The 20141-nt window shown below is 60.5% G+C and carries 22 protein-coding genes and 1 tRNA gene; 12 read left to right on the forward strand and 11 right to left on the reverse strand.

Annotation, left to right across the window (positions count from 1 at the left end; translation table 11 throughout):
* Positions 1-5: 5 nt before the first annotated feature.
* Together sseA and FFM53_RS03350 are read left to right on the forward strand one after the other, a co-directional pair.
* Entirely contained in the window at positions 6-875 is an 870-nt protein-coding gene (sseA, locus tag FFM53_RS03345) for a 3-mercaptopyruvate sulfurtransferase (protein WP_138390865.1), read from the forward strand.
* Positions 876-880: 5 nt separating this feature from the next.
* Entirely contained in the window at positions 881-1441 is a 561-nt protein-coding gene (locus tag FFM53_RS03350) for a GNAT family N-acetyltransferase (RefSeq protein WP_138390866.1), read from the forward strand.
* A gap of 26 nt (positions 1442-1467) precedes the next feature.
* On the opposite strand, the gene FFM53_RS03355 is transcribed toward FFM53_RS03350, so the two are convergent.
* Together FFM53_RS03355 and FFM53_RS03360 are read right to left on the reverse strand one after the other, a co-directional pair.
* Positions 1468-1635 (reverse strand): hypothetical protein, encoded by a 168-nt coding sequence (locus FFM53_RS03355; RefSeq protein ID WP_165402793.1) that lies wholly within the window; start codon positions 1633-1635, stop codon positions 1468-1470.
* Between the two features lie 81 nt (positions 1636-1716).
* Positions 1717-2544, reverse strand: a complete 828-nt coding sequence (locus FFM53_RS03360) for a class I SAM-dependent methyltransferase (RefSeq protein WP_138390867.1) — start codon at positions 2542-2544, stop codon at positions 1717-1719.
* Positions 2545-2935: 391 nt separating this feature from the next.
* Here FFM53_RS03360 and FFM53_RS03365 point away from each other — a divergent pair, with 391 nt between their 5' ends.
* A complete protein-coding gene (locus tag FFM53_RS03365; RefSeq protein WP_138329921.1) occupies positions 2936-3439 on the forward strand; it encodes a DUF1203 domain-containing protein in 504 nt (167 codons plus the stop codon).
* Positions 3440-3455: 16 nt separating this feature from the next.
* Here the strand turns inward: FFM53_RS03365 and ald are convergent, their stop codons facing one another.
* The gene (gene ald / locus FFM53_RS03370; protein WP_020049625.1) at positions 3456-4574 is read right to left on the reverse strand and encodes an alanine dehydrogenase; all 1119 of its coding nucleotides are present in this window, start codon (positions 4572-4574) and stop codon (positions 3456-3458) included.
* Positions 4575-4730: 156 nt separating this feature from the next.
* On the opposite strand from ald, the gene FFM53_RS03375 reads away from it, so the two are divergent.
* The 3 genes from FFM53_RS03375 (at position 4731) to FFM53_RS03385 (ending at position 6741) form a co-directional block, all read left to right on the forward strand.
* Complete coding sequence (locus FFM53_RS03375; RefSeq protein ID WP_138329923.1) at positions 4731-5192, forward strand: Lrp/AsnC family transcriptional regulator; 462 nt, start codon at positions 4731-4733, stop codon at positions 5190-5192.
* A 178-nt stretch (positions 5193-5370) separates the two neighbouring features.
* Positions 5371-6252: a DMT family transporter gene (locus tag FFM53_RS03380; protein WP_138329925.1), complete on the forward strand. Its 882-nt coding sequence runs from the start codon at positions 5371-5373 to the stop codon at positions 6250-6252.
* Between the two features lie 84 nt (positions 6253-6336).
* The gene (locus tag FFM53_RS03385; RefSeq protein WP_138329927.1) at positions 6337-6741 is read left to right on the forward strand and encodes a PilZ domain-containing protein; all 405 of its coding nucleotides are present in this window, start codon (positions 6337-6339) and stop codon (positions 6739-6741) included.
* Here FFM53_RS03385 and FFM53_RS03390 read toward each other — a convergent pair.
* Positions 6711-7433 carry a hypothetical protein gene (locus FFM53_RS03390; RefSeq protein WP_138329929.1) on the reverse strand — a complete coding sequence of 241 codons (723 nt, stop codon included), beginning with the start codon at positions 7431-7433 and terminating at the stop codon, positions 6711-6713. The genes FFM53_RS03385 and FFM53_RS03390 overlap by 31 nt on opposite strands.
* Positions 7434-7611: 178 nt before the next feature.
* Here FFM53_RS03390 and FFM53_RS03395 point away from each other — a divergent pair, with 178 nt between their 5' ends.
* Positions 7612-9600: a bifunctional 2',3'-cyclic-nucleotide 2'-phosphodiesterase/3'-nucleotidase gene (locus FFM53_RS03395; protein WP_138329931.1), complete on the forward strand. Its 1989-nt coding sequence runs from the start codon at positions 7612-7614 to the stop codon at positions 9598-9600.
* 144 nt (positions 9601-9744) lie between these two features.
* Here FFM53_RS03395 and FFM53_RS03400 read toward each other — a convergent pair whose 3' ends face one another.
* Positions 9745-10713 (reverse strand): LysR family transcriptional regulator, encoded by a 969-nt coding sequence (locus FFM53_RS03400; RefSeq protein ID WP_130679882.1) that lies wholly within the window; start codon positions 10711-10713, stop codon positions 9745-9747.
* Positions 10714-10852: 139 nt separating this feature from the next.
* On the opposite strand from FFM53_RS03400, the gene FFM53_RS03405 reads away from it, so the two are divergent.
* Positions 10853-11467, forward strand: coding sequence for an FMN-dependent NADH-azoreductase (locus tag FFM53_RS03405; RefSeq protein ID WP_138329933.1), 615 nt, complete (start codon positions 10853-10855; stop codon positions 11465-11467).
* Positions 11468-11515: 48 nt separating this feature from the next.
* Here the strand turns inward: FFM53_RS03405 and FFM53_RS03410 are convergent, their stop codons facing one another.
* On the reverse strand, positions 11516-12091 hold the full coding sequence (locus tag FFM53_RS03410) for a TetR/AcrR family transcriptional regulator (RefSeq protein ID WP_138330085.1): 576 nt from the start codon (positions 12089-12091) through the stop codon (positions 11516-11518).
* 162 nt (positions 12092-12253) lie between these two features.
* Between FFM53_RS03410 and FFM53_RS03415 the strand changes: the two genes are divergently transcribed.
* Positions 12254-13030 (forward strand): SDR family oxidoreductase, encoded by a 777-nt coding sequence (locus FFM53_RS03415; RefSeq protein WP_138329935.1) that lies wholly within the window; start codon positions 12254-12256, stop codon positions 13028-13030.
* 7 nt (positions 13031-13037) lie between these two features.
* Here the strand turns inward: FFM53_RS03415 and FFM53_RS03420 are convergent, their stop codons facing one another.
* The 3 genes from FFM53_RS03420 to ilvA form a co-directional block, all read right to left on the reverse strand.
* Entirely contained in the window at positions 13038-14309 is a 1272-nt protein-coding gene (locus FFM53_RS03420) for a GGDEF domain-containing protein (RefSeq protein ID WP_138329937.1), read from the reverse strand.
* A gap of 235 nt (positions 14310-14544) precedes the next feature.
* Positions 14545-14871: an HlyU family transcriptional regulator gene (locus FFM53_RS03425; RefSeq protein WP_003538786.1), complete on the reverse strand. Its 327-nt coding sequence runs from the start codon at positions 14869-14871 to the stop codon at positions 14545-14547.
* A gap of 37 nt (positions 14872-14908) precedes the next feature.
* Positions 14909-16159, reverse strand: coding sequence for a threonine ammonia-lyase (gene ilvA / locus FFM53_RS03430; protein WP_138390868.1), 1251 nt, complete (start codon positions 16157-16159; stop codon positions 14909-14911).
* 183 nt (positions 16160-16342) lie between these two features.
* On the opposite strand from ilvA, the gene FFM53_RS03435 reads away from it, so the two are divergent.
* A complete protein-coding gene (locus tag FFM53_RS03435) occupies positions 16343-16717 on the forward strand; it encodes a VanZ family protein (RefSeq protein WP_138329941.1) in 375 nt (124 codons plus the stop codon).
* Between the two features lie 384 nt (positions 16718-17101).
* On the opposite strand, the gene FFM53_RS03440 is transcribed toward FFM53_RS03435, so the two are convergent.
* Positions 17102-17186 (reverse strand) — tRNA-Leu (locus FFM53_RS03440).
* 217 nt (positions 17187-17403) lie between these two features.
* A complete protein-coding gene (gene wrbA, locus FFM53_RS03445) occupies positions 17404-18000 on the reverse strand; it encodes an NAD(P)H:quinone oxidoreductase type IV (RefSeq protein ID WP_003538774.1) in 597 nt (198 codons plus the stop codon).
* A gap of 286 nt (positions 18001-18286) precedes the next feature.
* On the opposite strand from wrbA, the gene FFM53_RS03450 reads away from it, so the two are divergent.
* The gene (locus FFM53_RS03450) at positions 18287-19063 is read left to right on the forward strand and encodes a competence/damage-inducible protein A (RefSeq protein ID WP_138390869.1); all 777 of its coding nucleotides are present in this window, start codon (positions 18287-18289) and stop codon (positions 19061-19063) included.
* A gap of 108 nt (positions 19064-19171) precedes the next feature.
* Positions 19172-20014, forward strand: coding sequence for a universal stress protein (locus FFM53_RS03455; RefSeq protein WP_138329945.1), 843 nt, complete (start codon positions 19172-19174; stop codon positions 20012-20014).
* The last annotated feature ends 127 nt before the right edge of the window (positions 20015-20141 follow it).

Genomic DNA, 20141 nt, shown 5'->3' on the forward strand with positions numbered 1-20141 from the left:
CCATCATGAGTGAGACCAAGAGCCGTTTCGTCGTTTCGGCCGACTGGCTGCAGTCCGAGCTCGGCAAAGCTGACCTGCGCGTGCTGGACGCCTCCTTCTATCTGCCGGCGCAGAAGCGCGATGCCGATGCCGAATATGCAACCGGCCATATTCCCGGCGCCATCCGCTTCGATCAGGACAAGATCGCCGACCATTCGACGTCGCTGCCGCACACGATCCCCTCGCCCGATTATTTCGCCACTGAGGCCGGCCGGCTAGGCATCAGCGAGAATGATCGGATCGTCGTCTATGACGGTATCGGTCTGTTCGCCTCGCCGCGCGTCTGGTGGCTGTTTCGGGTGATGGGCGCGAAAAATGTCTTCGTGCTCGATGGCGGTCTCGACGGCTGGAAGGCCGAGGGCCGTCCGCTTGAAACCGAAGCGCCCAATCCTGCGCCGGCGACCTTCACGCCGCATTTCGACGAGAGCCGCGTGGTGACGCTTGATACGATGCGCGACATCGTCTCCAGCGGCGCGATGCAGATCGCCGATGCCCGCAGCGCCGGCCGCTTCGCCGCCGCCGAGCCCGAACCGCGTGCGGGCATGCGCTCCGGCCATATGCCTGGCGCCCGCAGCCTGCCCTCCGGCGTCTTCGCCAGCCAGGGCCGATTCAAGTCGCTGCCCGAACTCAGGCAGACGATCGAGGATGCCGGCATCGATCTTTCGAAGCCTGTCGTCACCTCCTGCGGCTCGGGAATCACCGCCGCGATCATTACGCTGGCGCTGGAATCGCTCGGCCATCACGACAACAAGCTTTATGACGGCTCGTGGAGCGAATGGGGCAGCCGTGACGATACGCCCATCGTCACCGGTCCGCCGACGCCGGTCAAAGTTTGATCGCCATGGGAAAGGCACCCGCTTCGCTGAAAGCTCACATCACCCGGCTCGAAATGACTTCGCCGCCGAAGGCGAGCATGCCGGTGCCCGTCAATATCCAGACGGCGATCATGCGCGCTCCCGAGATCCCATTGCCCTTCTACCGCTATCTCTACCGGCAGGTGGGCGCGCGCTGGCAATGGGTGGACCGGTTGCGCATGAGCGACGAGCAGCTTGCCGAGACGCTGAACGACAAGCGCAACAATATCAGCGTTCTCTACGTGAACGGCGCGCCCGCCGGGTTCTACGAATATTTCTGCGAAGACGAGGATATGATCGAGCTCAGCCATTTCGGCCTGATCGAACATGCGCTCGGTCTCGGCATCGGCAAATGGTTCCTGCTGCAGGCTCTCTATGCCATCTGGTCGCTCAATCCGAAGCGAGTCACCACCACCACCAACAACCTCGACCATCCGCGTGCGCTGCAGCTCTACCAGATGTACGGCTTCTCCCCCGTCTCGACCGGCACCGGCATCGTCCGGCCGCTCAGCGACAAGGAGCTTCTGGAGATTGCGCGGAAAAGCTGACGGATGCCTTCCTGACGTAGGCAGAGTTAACGCTGCGTCAGGCTATTCGGGCGGCGCGGGTCGTTGCGACGCTCGAAATCGAGGGTGCGGCCCGACTGTTCCTTCAGTTCCGCCACTTCCCGGCGCAGAGCCCTGAGCTCTTCCAGTATTTCCGCATTCTGTTGCGCCAGCAGCGCGAGATCGACATCGGGCATGGGCTTTTTCCTTTTCGTCATGCAGTTTTGCGGAATCCGATAGCAAATGCCAGCCATGTCGGCTTGGCCCAAAGCCGACATTCACGCTGAGCGGAAATCACCAATAAAGCACGGGGGACTGTCGCCGTACCGGCGACCGGTGATCAGCCATGCGCGCGAATCGAATTGAATTCCGTGAGGTGTCTGGTGCGCCTCCAGCATGTCGAGCAGCCGCGCCCGTATTTCCGCTGTCGCGGCGGGACGATCGAGGGCGTTCTTCACATTTTCAAATGTCTGAATCGTCGCCAATGCAGTCTCGGGATCCGGACCGTAGAACACGGGTTCGTTGATTTCATGAAACTCGATGGCAGTGAACCCTGCCGTCTCGAGCAGTCCAGACGTTACCGAGGGTTCGCTTAGCGAAAAAGCTTTGCTGGCCGCAACCGGACCGGTTGACTCCGGGTCAAGCGCCTCATGTATGGCGGTCGCCCACTCATTGTGGTCTCTGCCCTGCCAGACCATGAAAATGAAACGCCCACCCGGGCGTACGGCGTTGGCGATGTTGGCGAAAGCCACCGCCGGATCGGCGAAGAACATGACGCCAAATCGACTGATGCAAAGGTCGAATTCCGCATCTCCGAAGACATGGTTCTGTGCATCCGCCAGTTCGAACGTCGCATTGGGTAATCCCTCCTCGGCGCTGCGTCGGCGGGCAATCTCCAGCATCGTGGCGGACAGGTCTATCCCGTGCGCCCGTCCTGCTTCCGCAGCGCGAGCGGCGTCACGTGTGGTTTGTCCGGCGCCGCAACCGATATCGAGCACACGATCAGACCGCCCGACCGCGGCAGCGACCCGAAAATGGGCGTTATGGAGAGCAAGCTCGGCATCATAGAAGTCCGCGAAGTTCAATGCTGCTTCTTCAGCCATCATCTGTCCTCCAAACCGAAATTCGTGAGGCCGCCACCCAACGTACCCTCTCAAAACCGAGCAGCGGCCCGACCCTGTGCCACCCGATCGTGTACCACGGTATGAAGACGCCAAACATACCCGGCGCGGCGACGAGAGACGCGATCGAGCCGACGAGCAACGAGAAGAAAGCTGGTCCATGACAGGCGTCGACCCGCTTGGGGGCGACCCGTGGTGACCCGCTTTTGGCGCACTCCCGCAGTGTCTGAGGTTACGCGGAGGGTGGAAGCGTGCGGTTGCGAAGGAGGCATATTCCGCGTTTCGCTCGATCGCCCAATGCCTGCGGCGCGCAAGAATCGGGTGGCTTGCGCGTTGGTCGAGGTGCATGTCATGGCAATCACAAAGGAGATCTGCCATGACCGCCATTCGTTTTGTCGCGATGCCGACGGCCGACGCCGAACACCTCTGGAACGGCGGCCGCGACGCCTATGACAGGCGGCCCGAGACTATCGTTTCCGATGGTCCCGGTCATCCCTGCCGCCATTGTCTTGAAAATATCGATGTCGGCGAGGCGTTGCTGGTCTTCGCCTACCGGCCCTTCCCCGAGTTGCAGCCCTATGCCGAAACCGGCCCGGTCTTCCTGCACAAGCAGGCTTGTGCACGCTATGCCGCAGAAGAGATCATGCCGCCGGTACTGACGACGAGCCGTGACTTCATCGTCCGCGGCTACAGCGAGAACGACCGCATCGTCTACGGCACCGGCGCGGTGACTGCTATCGGCGATATTCCAGCCTATGGAGAGGATCTGCTGGCCCGGCCTGATATGGCCTATGTGCATGTGCGATCCGCGCGCAACAACTGCTTCCAATGCCGGATCGACAAGGTAAAGGCGCCGGCCCTGGTGGAGGCCGGTGCCTGACCTATAGTCAGCTAGCTTACGCTACGTTCAGCACGCTTTCCGGCGCGAAGGCCTCGTAGCCCAGCGCGTCGGCGACCGGCTTGCTGGTGATGCGGCCCTTGTGCACGTTGAGGCCGTTCCTCAGATGTTTGTCTTCGGCGATGGCGCGCAGGCCGCGATCGGCAAGCGCCAGGCCATGAACCAATGTGGCATTGTTCAGCGCGTGCGCCGAGGTGACCGGCACGGCACCCGGCATGTTGGCGACGCAATAATGCACGACGCCGTCGACTTCGTAAGTCGGATCGGAATGGGTCGTCGCATGCGAGGTCTCGAAGCAGCCGCCCTGGTCGATGGCGACGTCGACGATGACGGAGCCCTTCTTCATGCCGGACAGCATCTCGCGGGTAACGAGCTTCGGAGCGGCAGCACCCGGGATCAGCACGGCGCCGATAATGAGATCGGCCGAGAAGACTTCCTCCTCCAGCGCCTGGATGCTGGAATAACGCGTGTGGATACGGCCTGCGAAGATATCGTCGAGTTGGCGCAGGCGCGGCAGCGACTTGTCGAGGATGCTGACATCGGCGCCAAGGCCGGCAGCCATCCTGGCCGCATGCAGGCCGACGACGCCGCCACCGATGACCGCGACTTTGGCCGGCAACACGCCGGGTACGCCGCCAAGCAGGACACCAAGACCACCATTGGCCTTCTGCAGCGCGGTCGCTCCTGCCTGGATCGACAGGCGTCCGGCGACCTCCGACATCGGCGCCAGCAACGGCAGGCCGCCGCGCTCGTCGGTCACCGTCTCATAGGCGATCGCGGTGACGCCGGAGGCGATAAGGCCTTTGGTTTGTTCGGGATCCGGCGCCAGATGCAGATAGGTGTAGAGAAGCTGACCGTCGCGGAGCTGCGCCCATTCGGCGGGCTGCGGCTCCTTCACCTTGACGATCATGTCGCACTTTTCGAAGATATCCTTGGCGGAGGCGGCGATCTTGGCGCCGGCCGCGGCATAGGCGGCATCATCAGCGCCGATACCGACGCCCGCCTTGGTCTCCACCCAGACCTCGTGGCCGTGGGCAACATATTCGCGCACCGAAGCCGGCGTCAGGCCGACGCGATATTCATGATTTTTGATTTCCTTCGGGCAACCGACACGCATGCGCGTTCCTCTCATTTTATCTCCGCGGCCGCGGATTTTTTCAGATGAGGAATCCAACCATCAAGACAGTGAAATGTCCTTGCAAAGACGATTTGCGAAGACGCGATTTTTCGGTGATTATTGCGCTTCTTCTACCTTTCTTCGAAGGTTCTTCGAATGGCCAATCTCGATACCATCGATCTTGCGATTCTCCGGGCATTGCAGGCCAATGCCCGCATCACCAATGCCGAGCTTGCCGAAAGGATCGGATTGTCGCCTTCGGCCTGTTCGCGCCGGCTCGACATCTTGGAAAGAAGCGGCGTCATCGGCGGCTACCATGCGCGGCTTTCACACAAGGCGCTCGACTACAAGATGATCGCCATCGTGCATATCTCGCTCTCCGGCCAGTTCGCCAAGACCCTGGCGGAATTCGAGGCAGCGGTGAAGCTCTGCCCGAACGTGCTCGTCTGTTACCTGATGTCGGGCGAATACGACTATATCCTCAGGGTCGCAGCCCGCGACCTCGAGGACTATGAGCGCATTCACCGCGACTGGCTGTCGGCTCTGCCCCACGTGGTCAAGATCAATTCGAGCTTCGCGCTCAGAGAAATCATCGACAAGCCGAATGTCGGCCTTTGAGGCCTTGCATCTTTGCCGAAAGCCTGCCCAGACTTTCGATGCGCGCAAGCGTTTCCCCACTACAGCGCTGCGCGTCTTTTCAGACGCGCAGAGGACGCTGTAACACTTTGGACTTCTGCATAATTTCATCCTTAAATCGGAATCGATTAAGGGTGAAATTATGCAGTAATGGCAAATCATGACATCGAAGACCCAAGGCTATATTTTCGCGCTGCTGGCGATCACCATCTTCTCCCTGCAGGATGCCATCTCGAAACATCTGGCGACGGCCTATCCGCCAATCTTCGTGACGATGATCCGCTACTGGGCCTTTGCGCTTTTCACAATCATCCTCGCTGCGAAGATGCGCGGCGGCATCAAGGCGACGGCCCGCACCAAACGACCTCTCCTGCAGGTGACCCGCGGCGTGCTGCTTGCCGTCCAGGTGGTTCTGGCCATCACCTGCTTTGCGATGATCGGCCTTGCCCGTTCACAGGCGATCTTTTCCGCGACGCCGATCCTGATCGCGCTGCTGGCTATGCCGATCCTCGGCGAGCGGGTCGGGTGGCGGCGATGGGCAGCGATCGGCGCCGGACTTTTCGGGGTGCTGCTGATCCTCAAGCCGGAAGGCGAATTTTTCGACGTGAAGCTGCTTCTCGCCGTCATTTCCTGCTTCAACTTCGCCTTCTACGTTATCGCCACCCGTCTGGTCAGCCGCGACGATTCGTCGATGACCAGCTTCTTCTATACCGGCGTTGTCGGCGGCGTCACGATGACGCTCATCGGACCGTTCTACTGGAGCTGGATGTCGTCGGGTGACTGGGGCTGGATGGCGCTCGTCTGCGTCACTAGCATTTCCAGCCATTATTTCCTGATCCGCGCCTATGATGTTCTCGATGCCGCCGCCGTCCAGCCGCTGACCTATCTGTCACTTGTCTACGCCTCGGTCATCGGCATGGCGGTCTATGACGAAACGCTCAGTCTCAACACGATCATCGGTTCGATCATCGTGGTTGCTGCCGGCATTTTCACCGTCTGGCGCGAGCATATGGTCGGAAGCAGGGTCACTGCTGCCAATTGATGTTTCACTGCAATTTTAGCCAAGCCCCTAAAACCATTTCAATTTTCCGGCGCTATGCTCCCTCGCTATACCAAGGGAGACAGTATGACCCGCAACTTGAAAATCACGGCCCGGAAGACCGATCGGAAACACTGCCGCGTTTTCGGCCATGTCAAATATCTGAACAGCCAGGTGGATGCCCGCATCCTCGACTTATCGCCGACCGGTGCCGCCCTGGAGATGAAGGGGCCGCTCCATGCCGCCTCAGGCAGCAAGGTGCGCATCGAGGCCGAAAACCTCGGGCTGCTCGAAGGCATCATCCGCTGGAAGCATAATGGCCGCGTCGGCATCCAGTTCGACGTGAATTCGAATGCACGGGCGCAGATCTCCTCCTATTTCCGCTTTTTCCATAAGGAAGTACGGCCCGTGCTGGCGACCCGCCCGTTGACTATATCAGGTGCCAAAGGCGACCGGACGCCTCACTTGGCGACATCGACACTGAAATCGTAGGGCTGCACCGCCTTTGCCCCGAAGGAGCGGCTGAGATCGTTCCAGTAGCTGCGGTTGACGTTGACGTCGAGGGTGACCGCCCCTTGCGTCTGCGGCAGCCTGGCACCGAGGTCCCTGACGTCGACAGTGGCGGTATTGGCGTTGGCGCCAGACAGCAGGATCGTTTCCGTGCCGAGCGGCACGTTGACTGCGCCAGGCGCCTGGCTGCTGGGGAGCGGCTCGCTTGATATGATCTGGCCGTCTCCACCGAGGAACTTGATATCGCAGGTCTGGCATTCGCCCTGCGTCCAGCCGGGATTGACCTTCAACTCGACCCGCGGCGGCAGCGAGCGAGTGCCATCCTGAGCATGGGCGACGCCGACGATGCCGAACAGGCTGGCGGCCGAGCTGACCTCGATCGGCCTCGGGTTGGCTGCACTCCCCTGTGCAGCGGCCATGATCAGAGCCGGTGCGCCGATGCCAAGAAGAAGCGCCTTCTGCAACTGCTGTTCGCGATAGATCAGGGCGATAGCGCCGCCGATAATGAAGAAGACGACGATGGCGGCAAGCGCGCAGGCAACCGAAATCCAAGGGTTTGCCGTCGTCGTCAGCCATTTCTCCACATCGCCGCTGTAAAGCGCCTGCGCCTTATCGACCAGACTGGGTGCGATGCCTCCGAAACCTCCGACCAAAGCGATAACGACCTTGTTCATAATGCCATCTCCCCAATGGTTCTAGCTGTTACCACTGTACCATAAATTGCATTTCACGACCATGCCGCTTTCCCGCTGGATTGTTTTGCCGTTCTGTCATTTTCACGGTGTACTCCTCGGCAAATCGTCCTAATTCTGACGGGCCGGACGATGCATGATCCCTACTAGGAGAATTTCCATGTCTTCCATTTTCGATGTTGGCGCGATGAGCCGCCGTTCCCTGCTCGGCGGCCTCGCCGCCACTTCCGCCTTGGTGCTGTTGCACCCTTTCAGCGCGCGCGCCAGCGCCAACCAGGCCCATCTCAGGCTGATGGAAACGACCGACATTCACGTCAACGTCTTCCCCTATGACTATTATGCCGACAAGCCGAACGACACGATGGGCCTGTCGCGCACCGGGACGATTATCGACAACATCCGCGTGGAAGCTGTCAACTCGCTGCTGATCGACAATGGCGACGTGCTGCAGGGCAATCCGATGGGCGATTACATGGCCTATCAGCACGGCATGAAGGACGGCGACGTCCATCCGGTGATCAAGGCGATGAACACGCTCGGCTATACGGTCGGCACGCTCGGCAATCACGAGTTCAACTACGGCCTCGACTTCATGTTCAAGGTACTGGCAGGCGCAAACTTCCCCTTCGTCTGCGCCAACCTGACCAAGGGCCAGCTCGCCTCGGACCCGAAGCAGGACGATCTCTTCTTCAAGCCCTACATCATCGTCGAAAAGCAGATCAAGGACGGCGCCGGCAACGAAAGCCCCGTCAAGATCGGCTTCGTCGGCTTCGTGCCGCCGCAGATCATGCTCTGGGACATCAAGAACCTCGAAGGCAAGGCGCAGACGCGCGACATCGTCGAGGCCGCCAAGGCCTGGGTTCCCGCCATGAAGGAAGCCGGCGCCGATATCGTCATTGCGCTCTCGCATTCCGGCATCGACGGCAGCGCACCGTCCGAAAAGATGGAAAACGCCTCGCTGCATCTCGCCGCCGTCGATGGGATCGACGCGATCTTCACCGGCCACCAGCACCTCGTCTTCCCCGGCCCGAAGAGCTGGGACGGTGTGGCCAATGCCGACCCAGTCAAGGGCACGCTGCACGGCAAGCCCGCCGTGATGGCCGGCTTCTGGGGCTCACATCTCGGCCTTATCGACCTGCTGCTCGAAAAGGACGGCAACAGCTGGAAGATCGTCGATTTCACCGCGGAAGCACGGCCGATCTTCCATCGCGACGACAAGAAGAAAGTGGTTGCCGACTACGCCGACAAGAAGGAAGTGGTCGAGGCCGCCAAGGCCGAGCACGAGGCGACGCTTGCCTATGTCCGCACCCCGGTCGGCAAGACCTCCGCACCGCTCTACTCCTACTTCGCGCTGGTTGCCGACGATCCCTCGGTGCAGGTCGTCAGCCAAGCCCAGACCTGGTACATCAAGCAGATGCTCGCCGACACCGAGTTCAAGGACCTGCCGGTGCTTTCGGCGGCGGCCCCCTTCAAGGCCGGCGGTCGCGGCGGCGCCGACTACTATACCGACGTGCCGGCCGGCGATATCGCCATCAAGAACGTAGCCGACCTCTATCTCTACCCGAACACGGTGCAGGCCGTTGCCATCACCGGCGCAGAGGTGAAAAACTGGCTCGAAATGTCGGCCGGCATGTTCAATCACATCGAGGCCGGCTCGAAGGATGCAGCGCTGCTCAACAATGACTTTCCGTCCTACAATTTCGACGTGATCGACGGCGTCACCTACCAGATCGACCTGTCGCAGCCGCCGAAATATGATTCATCCGGCAAGCCGATCCATCCGGACGCCAACCGCATCCAGAACCTCGCCTTCAACGGCAAGCCGATCGATCCGGCTCAGAAGTTCGTCGTCGTCTCGAACAACTACCGCGCCGGCGGCGGCGGCAATTTCCCTGAGATCACCGCGGACAAGGTGATCTTCCAGGCGCCGGATACCAACCGCGACGTCATCGTCCGCTATATCCATGATCAGGGCACGATCAATCCGTCTGCCGACGCCAACTGGACCTTCAAGCCGCTCCCCGGCACGACCGCGACCTTTGAAAGCGGCCCGAAGGCGAAACAGTTCCTCGCCGAGCTCAAGAGCGTCAAGATCGAGGATGCCGGCGAAGGGGCAGACGGTTTCTCGAAATTTAGGCTGGTTCTTTAGAGCAATTCCAGGAAAAGTGCGAAGCGGTTTTCCGTCCGGAAATTCGTAAAAACAAAAGGATAGAGCGGTTCTGCGCTTCCGTTAAAAGCTGAACCGCTCTAGGCCGAGCACAATATCAGCGAAGGCGCGGCACTCGCGCCTTCGTCATTCGGCCGCAAGCGGCGTACCAGCTTCCTGCAGTTCCGCTATCTGAGCATGGAAATCGACTTGGCTCGGGCAGGCGGAAAGCCGCGTGCGGAACGCGTCGATCATCCAGGTGGCGGCAGGTCCGGGCGGGTTAGCGAGCTGACGGACCGAATATATGGGATACTCCCCCTGTTCGTAGGCATCCAGATCGAGATGGACGAGCCTGCCGCTCGTCAGATCGTCATGAATCACGGAAGCCGGAAGGCCGCCCCAGCCAAGGCCGGCCCTGATGAGCTGGTGCTTCGTTGCAATATCGCTGACGCGCCATGTCTTGTAGGAGAGAACGTTGAAATCGCGCCCCTTCGTCCGTCCCGATGCATCGGTGACGACGAGTTGCACTTCCTCGCGGACGTCGCCGAGCGTCAGTGGCCGGCCGATCCCGGCAAGCGGGTGGTTGCGCGCGGCAACGGGCAACATGAAGGAATGACCGATCCGCTCCGTGACGATCGAATCGTCCTGCTTGACGACCGCGCCACCAATCCCGATCGTCGCCTTGCCGCTGAGGACGAGATCCATGACCATTCCGAGCTCGCCGACATTGAGGCTTAACGAAACGGATGGAAACATCTCCCGGAATTCGCGGAGGACGTCCACCAGGGCTCGCGAAGGCACCATAACGCTGATGGCGACGGAAACCTCCGCTTCGAGCCCTTCTCTCAGGCTCTTGACGCGCGCCCGCATGACTTGCAGATCGCCCAGAATGCGCCGCGCATCCTCCAGCATCGCCTTGCCCGCCTCCGTCAGCTTCGGCTGACGCGCGCCGGAGCGCTCGAAAAGCGGGACTTCGAGCTGCGCCTCCAGATTGGCGATCGTATAGCTGACGACCGACTGCGCCCGGTTCAGCGCCCGCGAAGCGGCCGAGAAGCTACCGGTCTCGGCAACGGTCAGAAACACCTGCAATTGGTCCAGAGTGGGGTTTGGCAGCATCTTCTATCCATTCCATCGATAGTTTCGATCTACATTATCACCGTTTTTTCGATAGCAGGCCAGACCTATTTTCCTCATCGAGACTACGGCTCACCTCCCAGCAACGGGCCGTCAAATCCCATTCGAAAGGAAATGCACCATGTCGTCCATCCTGCTTCTGACGTCCAGCCCGCGTGCCGATTCTCTCTCGACGCCGATCGCTGTCGATCTCGCCGAAAAGCTGAAGAGCCAGAATCCGGGCAGCGTCGTCATTCGCCGCGACCTTGCCGCCAACCCGCTGCCGCATATCGATGACCTCTTCACCGGCGCGATCCGCAAGCCGCCCGAGGCCCGCACCGCTGAGGAAACCGTGGCCGTCAAGACCTCCGACGAGCTTGTCAACGAACTGCTCGCCGCCGATACGATCGTCATCAGCACCGGCCTCATCAACTTCAACATCTATTCGTCGCTGAAGACCTGGATCGACAACGTTGCCCGTGCCGGCCTGACCTTCAAGTACACGGAAAGCGGTCCGGTTGGCCTCGCAACCGGCAAGAAGGTTTACGTGGTGCTCGCTTCGGGCGGTGTCTATTCACAGGGCCCGGCCGTCGGCTTGAACCATGCCGTGCCGTACCTGAAGTCGGTTCTCGGCTTCCTCGGCATCAGCGATATCGAGACCATCTATGTCGAAGGCTTGGCCTTCGGTCCGGAAGCTGCCGAAAAGGCGATCGACGCCGCCAAGTCGCGCGTCCAGGAAATCGCACTGGCGGCCTGATTGGCTCCCAAATGCTTCACGGAACGGCCGGCCTTTGCCGGCCGTTTTTCATTTGTCGATATCGGCGACAAAATCCCGGACCGTCGCCAGGATTTCGGCCGAGAGTTCTTCATCGGACGAAATCCTGGCAAGGCCGACGCCGCCGGCCATCATCGCGAAGGCCATGATCGCCTTGCGGCGCCGTTCGCTATCGTCCGTTCCCGCAGCCTTGCTCGCCAGTGACGCGAAATTGCGCCTGAGCCCGTCCGTGGCGATCCCCCGCGCCGTCTCGCCGCTACGGGATATATCGGAGGTCAGCGCGGCAAAAGGGCAGCCCTCACCTGGATTGTCGCGATGATACGCGCTCACATAGCGATCGGCGACATCGGCAGCCGTCATCTCCGCCGGGTTCACCCCCTCGGCCTCCAGCTTGCGTCCCCATGAATCGAAAGCGGACTGGATCGCCTCGGCAACCAGATCGTCACGGGAGGCGAAATGCTTGTAGAAGCCGCCGACGGTCAGTCCGGCCTCCTTCATCAGATCGGCGACGCCAATACCGTCGAGCCCCTCCTCGCGCAGCCGCTTCGACGCGATGTCGACAATCTTCTCGTGCGTCTTCTGTTTCTCCAACTGCGAACGCCCCATCGGACATCTCCCCGGCACCAATCGAATGAGCATGATGTCGGCCGAAAACCGCCTACACTTTTCGGCATCATGCTCCTCTTGACTCATGTGGATTATCATCATAATCCTTATAGATAACGATCATAATCCAGATCGTTGCCAATTCCAAGAGGAGCATGAATCATGCGTCTAAAAAACAAGGTCGCCCTGATTACCGGCGGAAACAGCGGCATCGGTCTTGCGACCGCAAGGGTCTTCATCGATGAGGGTGCCAAGGTGGTGATCACCGGCCGCAACCCGGAAACGCTCGCGGCTGCCGAAAAGGCGCTTGGGTCAGGCGTGCTGGCGCTGAAGGTCGACGTCACCGATGCCGCCGCCACCGAGAAGGCGTTTGCGGAAGCCGCCGCAAAGGTCGGCAAGTTCGACATCGTCTTCGCCAATGCCGGCATCGGCGGCGCGACGCCGCTCGGCGAGACATCGCCAGAGCAGTTCAACCAGATCATCAGTACCAATCTCACGGCGGTTTTCTTCACCGTGCAATCAGCCCTGCCGCATCTCAATGACGGCGCTTCGGTGATCCTCAACGGTTCGGTGCATGCCGTACTCGGCGCTCCCGGCTGGTCGGCCTATGCGGCGACCAAAGCGGCAGTCCGGGCAATGACGCGCAATATGGCATCCGAGCTCGCGCCGCGCGGCATCCGCGTCAATCAGGTAACGCCCGGCGGCACCAAGACGCCGATCTGGTCACCGATGGCCCAGACGGAAGATGCCATGTCGGCGCTCGAGGCCCGCATCGGCGGCATGAGCCCGCTCGGCCGCATGAGCGAAGCCGACGAAATCGCCAAGGCGGCGCTCTATCTGGCCTCGGATGATTCGGCCAATGTCACCGGCATCGAGATCACCGTCGACGGCGGCATGACGAGCGCGCCATCCGGCGCCAAGATCTTCCGCGCTGCCTGAATGAGTTTCAGCTGAGTTTCACCACGCCGGAGCGGCCGACGACGCAGTTGCGGCCGCTCTTCTTGGCTGCGTAGAGCCTGCCGTCGGCAGCCGTCAGCACGGCGGTGAAATCTACGCCGTCCTCATCGGCAGTCGCAACGCCGATACTGACCGTGACCGGCCTGTCATCCGGCGTCTTGACGCTGGTCGCGATCGTCCAACGCAGGCGCTCGGCAAGCAGCAGACCTTCCTCGTGGTCGGTGCCCGGACAGACGGCAACGAATTCCTCGCCGCCGAAGCGGAAGACGCGATCACTCGAGCGCAACGTCGTGCCCAATCGGGCGGCGATCGCCTTCAGCACCTCGTCGCCCTGGAGATGACCGTAGCCGTCATTGACATCCTTGAAGTGATCGGCGTCGATAATGAGGACGGTGGCGAATGACCCCTGCTTCAGTGCCTCGAGCAGCATCAGCGGCGCTTCCATTTCCATGCGCGTCCGATCGTAGACACCGGTCAGCATGTCGCGGCCGGTGCGCTCCAGCAGATCGTTGTAGCGCTCGCGGAACGTCAGGTCACCGAATACGTCGCTGATCGAACGTGCGGCCCCGGCTGCGCCGATACGGCGAATACGATATTCATAGAATGCGAACATCGCCGCGTAGAGGCAGACGGCAAGCATTTTCGCCTTCCATCCGCCCCAGAATGCGGCGATCGGCACATCCAGGAAGTAATGCAGTGCGGCGAAGAAACCGATCTGGTCGAAGGTCAGCAGCACGAAGCCCGAAATCAGGAAACGCAGGACGACGCGGCGGCGGAAGAAATCGCCGAGTTTTTCGTAAAGCAGGATGATGCCGAGCGAATCGACATAGAGCAGCGCCGTGCCCCAGACCATCAGCCAGCCCATCTCCTTGAGGAAGTCGACGTCGGGCGTGTGGTTGGTTGATATCTGCAGCGGCTGGTGCAGTTGCAGCACCCAGGCAATACCGACGGTGAGCAGGTTGCCGAGGAAGAGGCCGTAGATCGGCTGGCGCACCGTCGCAGCATCCTCCTGCAGGTAAAGCATCAGGATCATCATCAGCTTGCCGGAGAAGAAGACGGATGAGCCCGGCGACACATCCCCGAACGGCAGCGAGACATAGAAGACCGCCGCCAGATAGGTCTCCATGAAATGCATGACGCCGAGCGCCGTCAGGAAAACCCCGAGACCGAGCCGATGACGGAAATGCAGAAGGGTTACCATCAGCACGAAATAGGCGATGGCTTCGACGACGAAGAGAAGGAGGTTGAGTGTCTCCATCATGAGACCTCGGCTCCGGACGTTCGGCCTCCTGCTGGCGCGGTGATCGCGACAGCGAATCCTTTGGTCAATCGTCCGAAACAGTCAAACACGGGGGTGTCCTGCAAATCCTGCAGGCGATACCTTTCACCGCAATCCTTTAAGATTGCGTGAGTGAGAACGCGCTCGCTGGAGCGCAGCCGGGTCACATACAGGAATAGTTGCAGCCGGTATCTAGGACCTATGCCCGGATCCCGATTCAGACCTGACGAAGCTTCTCGCCGTCGCCAAAGAGCGATGAACCATGCTGATCGATAATCTGCTGCGCCTTGCGCACTGTGCATTCGAGCGCGTCATCGGAGGAGGAAAACAGATCGGCGCGGATGAAATTGCGCACCAGTACCTCGTCGCCAACCTTCTTTTCGATGCGGCCGGCAAGGCGATACTGGCCGCCTTCCTTGCGCGGCTCGGCATAGATCGTGCAATCGCCGTAAAGCTGCGGCTCGCCGGAAGGGCCTGCCGCCTCCGAAGCCGGTTTGCCGCCGCCGGAGAACATCGAAAAGATATTTGAAATGAACGAAGCCATGCTCCGCCTTTAGCACGACCGTATCGCTGTCGCCAAGTCAAATGATCAGGTTGGCGAGGATCTCGTTTTCGGTGATATCCTCGTAACCCATGCCGGCTGCTTCGAAATTTCCGATCAGCCGGGCGAAATTCTCCGGCGCCTTGGTTTCGATGCCAATCAGGATCGAGCCGAAGTTGCGCGCCGATTTCTTCAAATATTCGAAGCGGGCGATATCGTCGTCAGGGCCGAGCAGATTGAGGAAATCCCGGAGCGCACCGGGGCGCTGGGCGAGCCGCAGGATGAAGTATTTCTTCAGCCCTGCGTAACGCAAGGCTCTTTCCTTTACGTCAGGCAGACGCTCGAAATCGAAATTGCCGCCGGAGACGACAGCCACGATGGTCTTGCCGCGGATCGCTTGGCCGTCCATCGCGGCGATCGCCGTCAGCGACAGGGCGCCGGCCGGCTCCAGCACGACGCCCTCGACATTCAGCATTTCCTGAATGGTGACGCAGATGGCGTTCTCCGGCATGAGTTGCACCTGCTCGGTCGGAAAATCGCGAAGAGCGGCGAAATTCAGGTCGCCGATGCGGGCGACAGCAGCGCCATCGACGAAATTGTCGACCTTGGCAAGCGTCGTCACCTTGCCTGCCTCGATGCTGCGCTTAAGACTCGGCGCGCCTGCTGGTTCGGTGAAGACAAAAGCAGATTTCGGCACGGTGCCGTCGAGATAGCCGGTGATGCCGGCGGCCAGTCCACCGCCGCCAACCGGCAGGACGACCATGTCGGGCACGGTTCCTTCCGGCAACTGCTGCATGATTTCGGCGGCGACGGTTGCCTGGCCTTCGATGATGTCGGCATGGTCGAAGGGCGGCACCATGACACCGCCGACCGCTTCAACATGTTCTCGGGCGGCCTGGTAGCATTGGTCGAAGAAGTCGCCGAACAGGCGGATGGTGATGAATTCGGCGCCGAACATGCGGGTCTTGTCGATCTTCTGCTGCGGTGTCGTCACCGGCATGAAGACGACGCCCGGCACGCCGAAATGGCGGCAGACAAAGGCAAAGCCCTGGGCGTGGTTGCCGGCCGAGGCGCAGACGAAGGTCTTGCCGGCAGCACCCTGCCCGATCGCCTTGCGGAAGAAATTGAAGGCGCCGCGGATCTTGTAGGAGCGCACCGGCGACAGATCCTCGCGCTTCAGCCAGATATCGGCTCCGTAGCGGGCCGACAGATGGTCGTTGAGCTGTAGCGGCGTTGCCGGAAACAGGCTGCGCATTGCCTCTTCGGCGCTTTCGACATCAAGTCTCGTCACGGGCGTGGTCCATTCTCATGAGTAGCCGCTGCCGCTATGGCACAGGCCAACCGGCAAAAGAAAGCCCGTTTCGGCCATTTCCGGTTCTCTCTCGGGAAAGCCTTTCTTAAGCCAATCGCGAAATCGGCGGCAGATGAACTGATTTTAACTGTCAATGAAAAGCCAAGCCACTAATATGAAGCCATGATGATCTTCAAATTTGCAAGGCCGCTCGCCTGGCTGCTACTCGCCCTCATCCTCTTCGTCACGGTTTCGCCGATCGGGCTGAGGCCGGAAACGGTCACGACGGTCGATACCGACCGCGGGGGCGCCTTTGTTCTCGTCGGCCTCGCCTTCGCGCTCGCCTATCCGAAACAGTGGAAGATGGTGGCGGTGCTGCTGATTGCCGGTGCAGTCGCCATCGAATATCTGCAGTATCTCACACCAACACGCCATCCGCGCCTGCACGATGCCGGCATCAAGGCGGCGGGCGCAGCCCTCGGGCTGCTGGCTGGCTGGCTGATCAACAGGTGGCGCGAGACCAAAGCGCCAAACGCGCTTCCGCTCACAGAGCGATGAACACTATCAGAACAGACCGCATAGTCCCGAAAATCGAATTCGGCATCTGTCCAGATCGAAAGTAATAGAGCGTCCTTAGCGCGTCTTCTTGGACGCGCTAAGGACGCTCTAGAAACCGCGCAAATGCATTGCCCAGAAGAACAGCGGTATCGCGGCTATCGCAGTCCCCAGAACAAGTGCAACACTGGTCTTGAAGATGCGGATGCGCCGAACCTTAGTCCCATTCCAATCGTAAACCATCGTCTTACTCCCACAAGACAACCCTTACTTAACTGTCGCGGCGCAATCGTTACGCCGGAAATTCCTTTGTCAAGCGATAACTTGCTTTTATGCACAATATACAAGCAGATTCAATACAGGCATATTCAAACAGGATTATGAAGGTGGTGCGGGCGACGGGGGTCGAACCCGTACAGCCAAGGCCGAGGGATTTTAAGTCCCTTGCGTCTACCAGTTTCGCCACGCCCGCTTGCGGCATTTTCAATATCTTGCGTCATGGGCGATGGGAAGAGCCGCGAGGCGTAAAAATCATGCCTGTTTTGCCGGCAGCACCGACGAATGATCGGCGAGGCATTCCCTCCCGAAAGCCCTCGCCGATGAAGGCTGCCCAGACTGTCGTGGGAAAAAACAGAAAAGGCGCGGCGAGCCCCATGCCCGCCGCGCCTTTATCATTCCAGCGTCAAAGATCAGGCGAGCTTGGCAGCAAGCTTGGCAACGTGGGCGCCCTGGTATTTCGCGCCTTCCAGCTCGATCTCGGAAGGCTGGCGCGAGCCGTCGCCGTTAGTGATGGTGGAGGCGCCGTAGGGCGAGCCGCCCTTGACTTCCTCGGTGCCCATCTGGCCCTGGAAGGCATAAGGCAGGCCGGCAACGACCATGCCCTGGTGCAGGAAGGTCGGGATGAAGCCGAGGATGGTCGATTCCTGGCCGCCGTGCTGGGTGGCCGAAGAGGTGAAGACCGAACCGAGCTTGCCGACGAGTTTGCCCGCGAACCAGAGGCCGCCCGTCTGATCCCAGAAATTGCGCATCTGCGAGGCGACCGTGCCGAAGCGGGTGCCGGCGCCGACGATGATCGCGTCATAGTCCGCCAGTTCGTCGACGGTGGCAATCGGAGCGGCTTGGTCGACCTTGTAATAGGAAGCCTTGGCGACGTCTTCCGGAACCAGTTCCGGAACGCGCTTGACAGTGACCTCGGCACCGGCCGACTTCGCGCCTTCGGCGACCGCATAGGCCATGGTTTCGATATGGCCATAAGCCGAATAATAAAGGACGAGAACCTTCGCCATCTTCTATCTTCCTTGAAACATCGGGTTGAATTTCGTGCCCGACGCGATTTCTATCAGCGCGTCTGGGCGAACACAGCCCTGCCCTCAAGAACTCAGTGTTCACCACCCGGAGACGAAAATTCGCTTGCGATTTTCATTTCGGCAAAAATGACGCATCGCCCGAATTAAGGAGTTAGCGCATGATGTCGTCCGAAAATCGCCTGCACTTTTCGGCATCATGCTCTGGTGTTTGCAAAGCGAGCGAACGGCGCTACCTATTCACCAGCCTCAGATCACGGAACATCTCATGAGCCAAGACATCGTCGTCACCGCCGCCATGCTCGCCATCGGCGACGAACTTCTCTCCGGCCGCACCAAGGATAAAAATATCGGCCACCTCGCCGATTTGCTGACGCTTTCCGGCATCGACCTCAAGGAAGTGCGCATCGTCGCCGACGACGAGGACGCGATCGTCGAGGCGTTGAACGCGCTTCGCGGCAAATATGATTACGTCTTCACCTCGGGCGGCATCGGGCCGACGCATGACGACATCACCGCCGATGCTATCTCCAAGGCTTTCGGCGTGCCCTGCGAATACGACGAAACAGCAATGACGCTGCTTGCCGAGATGTACCGCCGCCGCGAGATGGAATTCACCGAGGCGCGCCAGCGCATGGCGCGCATGCCACGCGGGGCCGTCCATATTGCCAATCCGGTCTCGACGGCTCCTGGCTTCATCATCGGCAATGTCCATGTCATGGCCGGCGTGCCGCAGGTGTTCCAGGCGATGGTCGACAATGTGCTGCCGATGCTTCGAACAGGCACGCCGGTGCTTTCGCTCGCTATCGCCTGCCCTTACGGCGAAGGCGAGATCGGCACGCCCTTGACCGCGATCCAGAAGGCACATCCGGACACCAGCATCGGTTCCTACCCGCGCTATATTGGCCAGAAATTTTCGACCGAGATCGTCGTGCGCGGCCGCTCGCAGGCGGCAATCGATGCGGCCGGCGCCGAGGTGCAGGCGATGATCGACTCCATCCGCCAAAGGAAGGACATCGCCGAAAACCATTCCGCCGAGGCTTGAGGGCAACGCCGGAACTCAAGGCCATCCTTGATCCCGATCAAGGAACAGGCGAACGGTCCGGCGCATTCCTTCCCTCGCGCAAGCCATTTCAGCGCAAGGAGAATTGATATGTCTTACAAAACCATTCTCGCCATTCTCGATACATCCGACAATAGTTCTGCGGTTGCCGATTTCGCCTTTGCCATCGCCGCCGAAAGCGGCGCCCATGTGATCGGCCTGCATGCCGAAATCATCTCCGCCGTGCCGCTGGTCGCGCCGATGGAAATTCCCGATCCCGTTGCCGTGCAGGCGCTGCAGGACATGGCGCACAGTGAAACGATTGCGGTTGAGCGCATCTTCAGGGCCAAAGCGGAGGCATCCGGCGCCTCCTTCGAATGGCGCAGCTTTGCCACATCAACCGGATACGGCTCCGCCCCGCTGATCGAAAGTGCGCGCAGCGCCGACCTCCTGATCGCCTCGCAGGCCGACCCGGCCAAACCTTCCGACAGCCACGTCGACGTCGACAGTTTCCTTTTCGAAACCGGCCGGCCGGTGCTGATAATCCCCTATATCATCCGCCAGCCGAAGCCGATCAAGCGCGTGCTGATCGCCTGGAACGGCTCGAAGGAGGCGGCGCGCGCGACCTTCGACGCACTGCCGATCCTCAAAGCCGCCGACGAGGTGGAGATCTTTTCGGTCGATCCGGCCGACACGGCGCTGCAATCGCCGCTGACCGCTGGCGCCGACATCGCCGCGACGCTGGCACGTCATGGCGTGAAGGCGACGCTTTCGACGGCCCAGAGTGTGGATAAGAGCGCATCGCATGTCATCGAGAACCGGCTTTCGGACAGCAGCATCGATCTTCTCGTCATGGGCGCCTATACGCATTCCTGGCTCTGGCAGATGATCTTCGGCGGCACGACGAAGACCCTGCTGCAATCGATGACGGCGCTGACCCTGTTATCGCGTTGATTGGCTGCTCTTGCCTTTTGCCGGCAAATCCCGCTAATTGCGGCGACCGATGACAGCTTCGAGCCTCGGCCCCATCTCGCGCAGTTCCGGCTGCGCGATTTGCGTTTTGCCAATCGCCGCTTCAAGC

This window comes from Rhizobium indicum, assembly GCF_005862305.2.
Taxonomy (GTDB): domain Bacteria; phylum Pseudomonadota; class Alphaproteobacteria; order Rhizobiales; family Rhizobiaceae; genus Rhizobium; species Rhizobium indicum.

What these genes read in the sequence shown, in the direction of transcription:
- FFM53_RS03365 (WP_138329921.1), top strand. Translation starts at nt 2,936, where the DNA reads ATGACCGCCATTCGTTTTGTCGCGATGCCGACGGCCGACGCCGAACAC.
- FFM53_RS03420 (WP_138329937.1), bottom strand. Translation starts at nt 14,309, where the DNA reads ATGATGGAGACACTCAACCTCCTTCTCTTCGTCGTCGAAGCCATCGCC.
- FFM53_RS03405 (WP_138329933.1), top strand. Translation starts at nt 10,853, where the DNA reads ATGTCGTCCATCCTGCTTCTGACGTCCAGCCCGCGTGCCGATTCTCTC.
- FFM53_RS03360 (WP_138390867.1), bottom strand. Translation starts at nt 2,544, where the DNA reads ATGATGGCTGAAGAAGCAGCATTGAACTTCGCGGACTTCTATGATGCC.
- FFM53_RS03400 (WP_130679882.1), bottom strand. Translation starts at nt 10,713, where the DNA reads ATGCTGCCAAACCCCACTCTGGACCAATTGCAGGTGTTTCTGACCGTT.
- sseA (WP_138390865.1), top strand. Translation starts at nt 6, where the DNA reads ATGAGTGAGACCAAGAGCCGTTTCGTCGTTTCGGCCGACTGGCTGCAG.
- FFM53_RS03355 (WP_165402793.1), bottom strand. Translation starts at nt 1,635, where the DNA reads ATGCCCGATGTCGATCTCGCGCTGCTGGCGCAACAGAATGCGGAAATA.
- FFM53_RS03385 (WP_138329927.1), top strand. Translation starts at nt 6,337, where the DNA reads ATGACCCGCAACTTGAAAATCACGGCCCGGAAGACCGATCGGAAACAC.
- FFM53_RS03450 (WP_138390869.1), top strand. Translation starts at nt 18,287, where the DNA reads ATGAGCCAAGACATCGTCGTCACCGCCGCCATGCTCGCCATCGGCGAC.
- FFM53_RS03425 (WP_003538786.1), bottom strand. Translation starts at nt 14,871, where the DNA reads ATGGCTTCGTTCATTTCAAATATCTTTTCGATGTTCTCCGGCGGCGGC.
- FFM53_RS03455 (WP_138329945.1), top strand. Translation starts at nt 19,172, where the DNA reads ATGTCTTACAAAACCATTCTCGCCATTCTCGATACATCCGACAATAGT.
- FFM53_RS03395 (WP_138329931.1), top strand. Translation starts at nt 7,612, where the DNA reads ATGTCTTCCATTTTCGATGTTGGCGCGATGAGCCGCCGTTCCCTGCTC.
- FFM53_RS03380 (WP_138329925.1), top strand. Translation starts at nt 5,371, where the DNA reads ATGACATCGAAGACCCAAGGCTATATTTTCGCGCTGCTGGCGATCACC.
- FFM53_RS03390 (WP_138329929.1), bottom strand. Translation starts at nt 7,433, where the DNA reads ATGAACAAGGTCGTTATCGCTTTGGTCGGAGGTTTCGGAGGCATCGCA.
- FFM53_RS03410 (WP_138330085.1), bottom strand. Translation starts at nt 12,091, where the DNA reads ATGGGGCGTTCGCAGTTGGAGAAACAGAAGACGCACGAGAAGATTGTC.
- ald (WP_020049625.1), bottom strand. Translation starts at nt 4,574, where the DNA reads ATGCGTGTCGGTTGCCCGAAGGAAATCAAAAATCATGAATATCGCGTC.
- FFM53_RS03375 (WP_138329923.1), top strand. Translation starts at nt 4,731, where the DNA reads ATGGCCAATCTCGATACCATCGATCTTGCGATTCTCCGGGCATTGCAG.
- FFM53_RS03350 (WP_138390866.1), top strand. Translation starts at nt 881, where the DNA reads ATGGGAAAGGCACCCGCTTCGCTGAAAGCTCACATCACCCGGCTCGAA.
- FFM53_RS03415 (WP_138329935.1), top strand. Translation starts at nt 12,254, where the DNA reads ATGCGTCTAAAAAACAAGGTCGCCCTGATTACCGGCGGAAACAGCGGC.
- FFM53_RS03435 (WP_138329941.1), top strand. Translation starts at nt 16,343, where the DNA reads ATGATGATCTTCAAATTTGCAAGGCCGCTCGCCTGGCTGCTACTCGCC.
- wrbA (WP_003538774.1), bottom strand. Translation starts at nt 18,000, where the DNA reads ATGGCGAAGGTTCTCGTCCTTTATTATTCGGCTTATGGCCATATCGAA.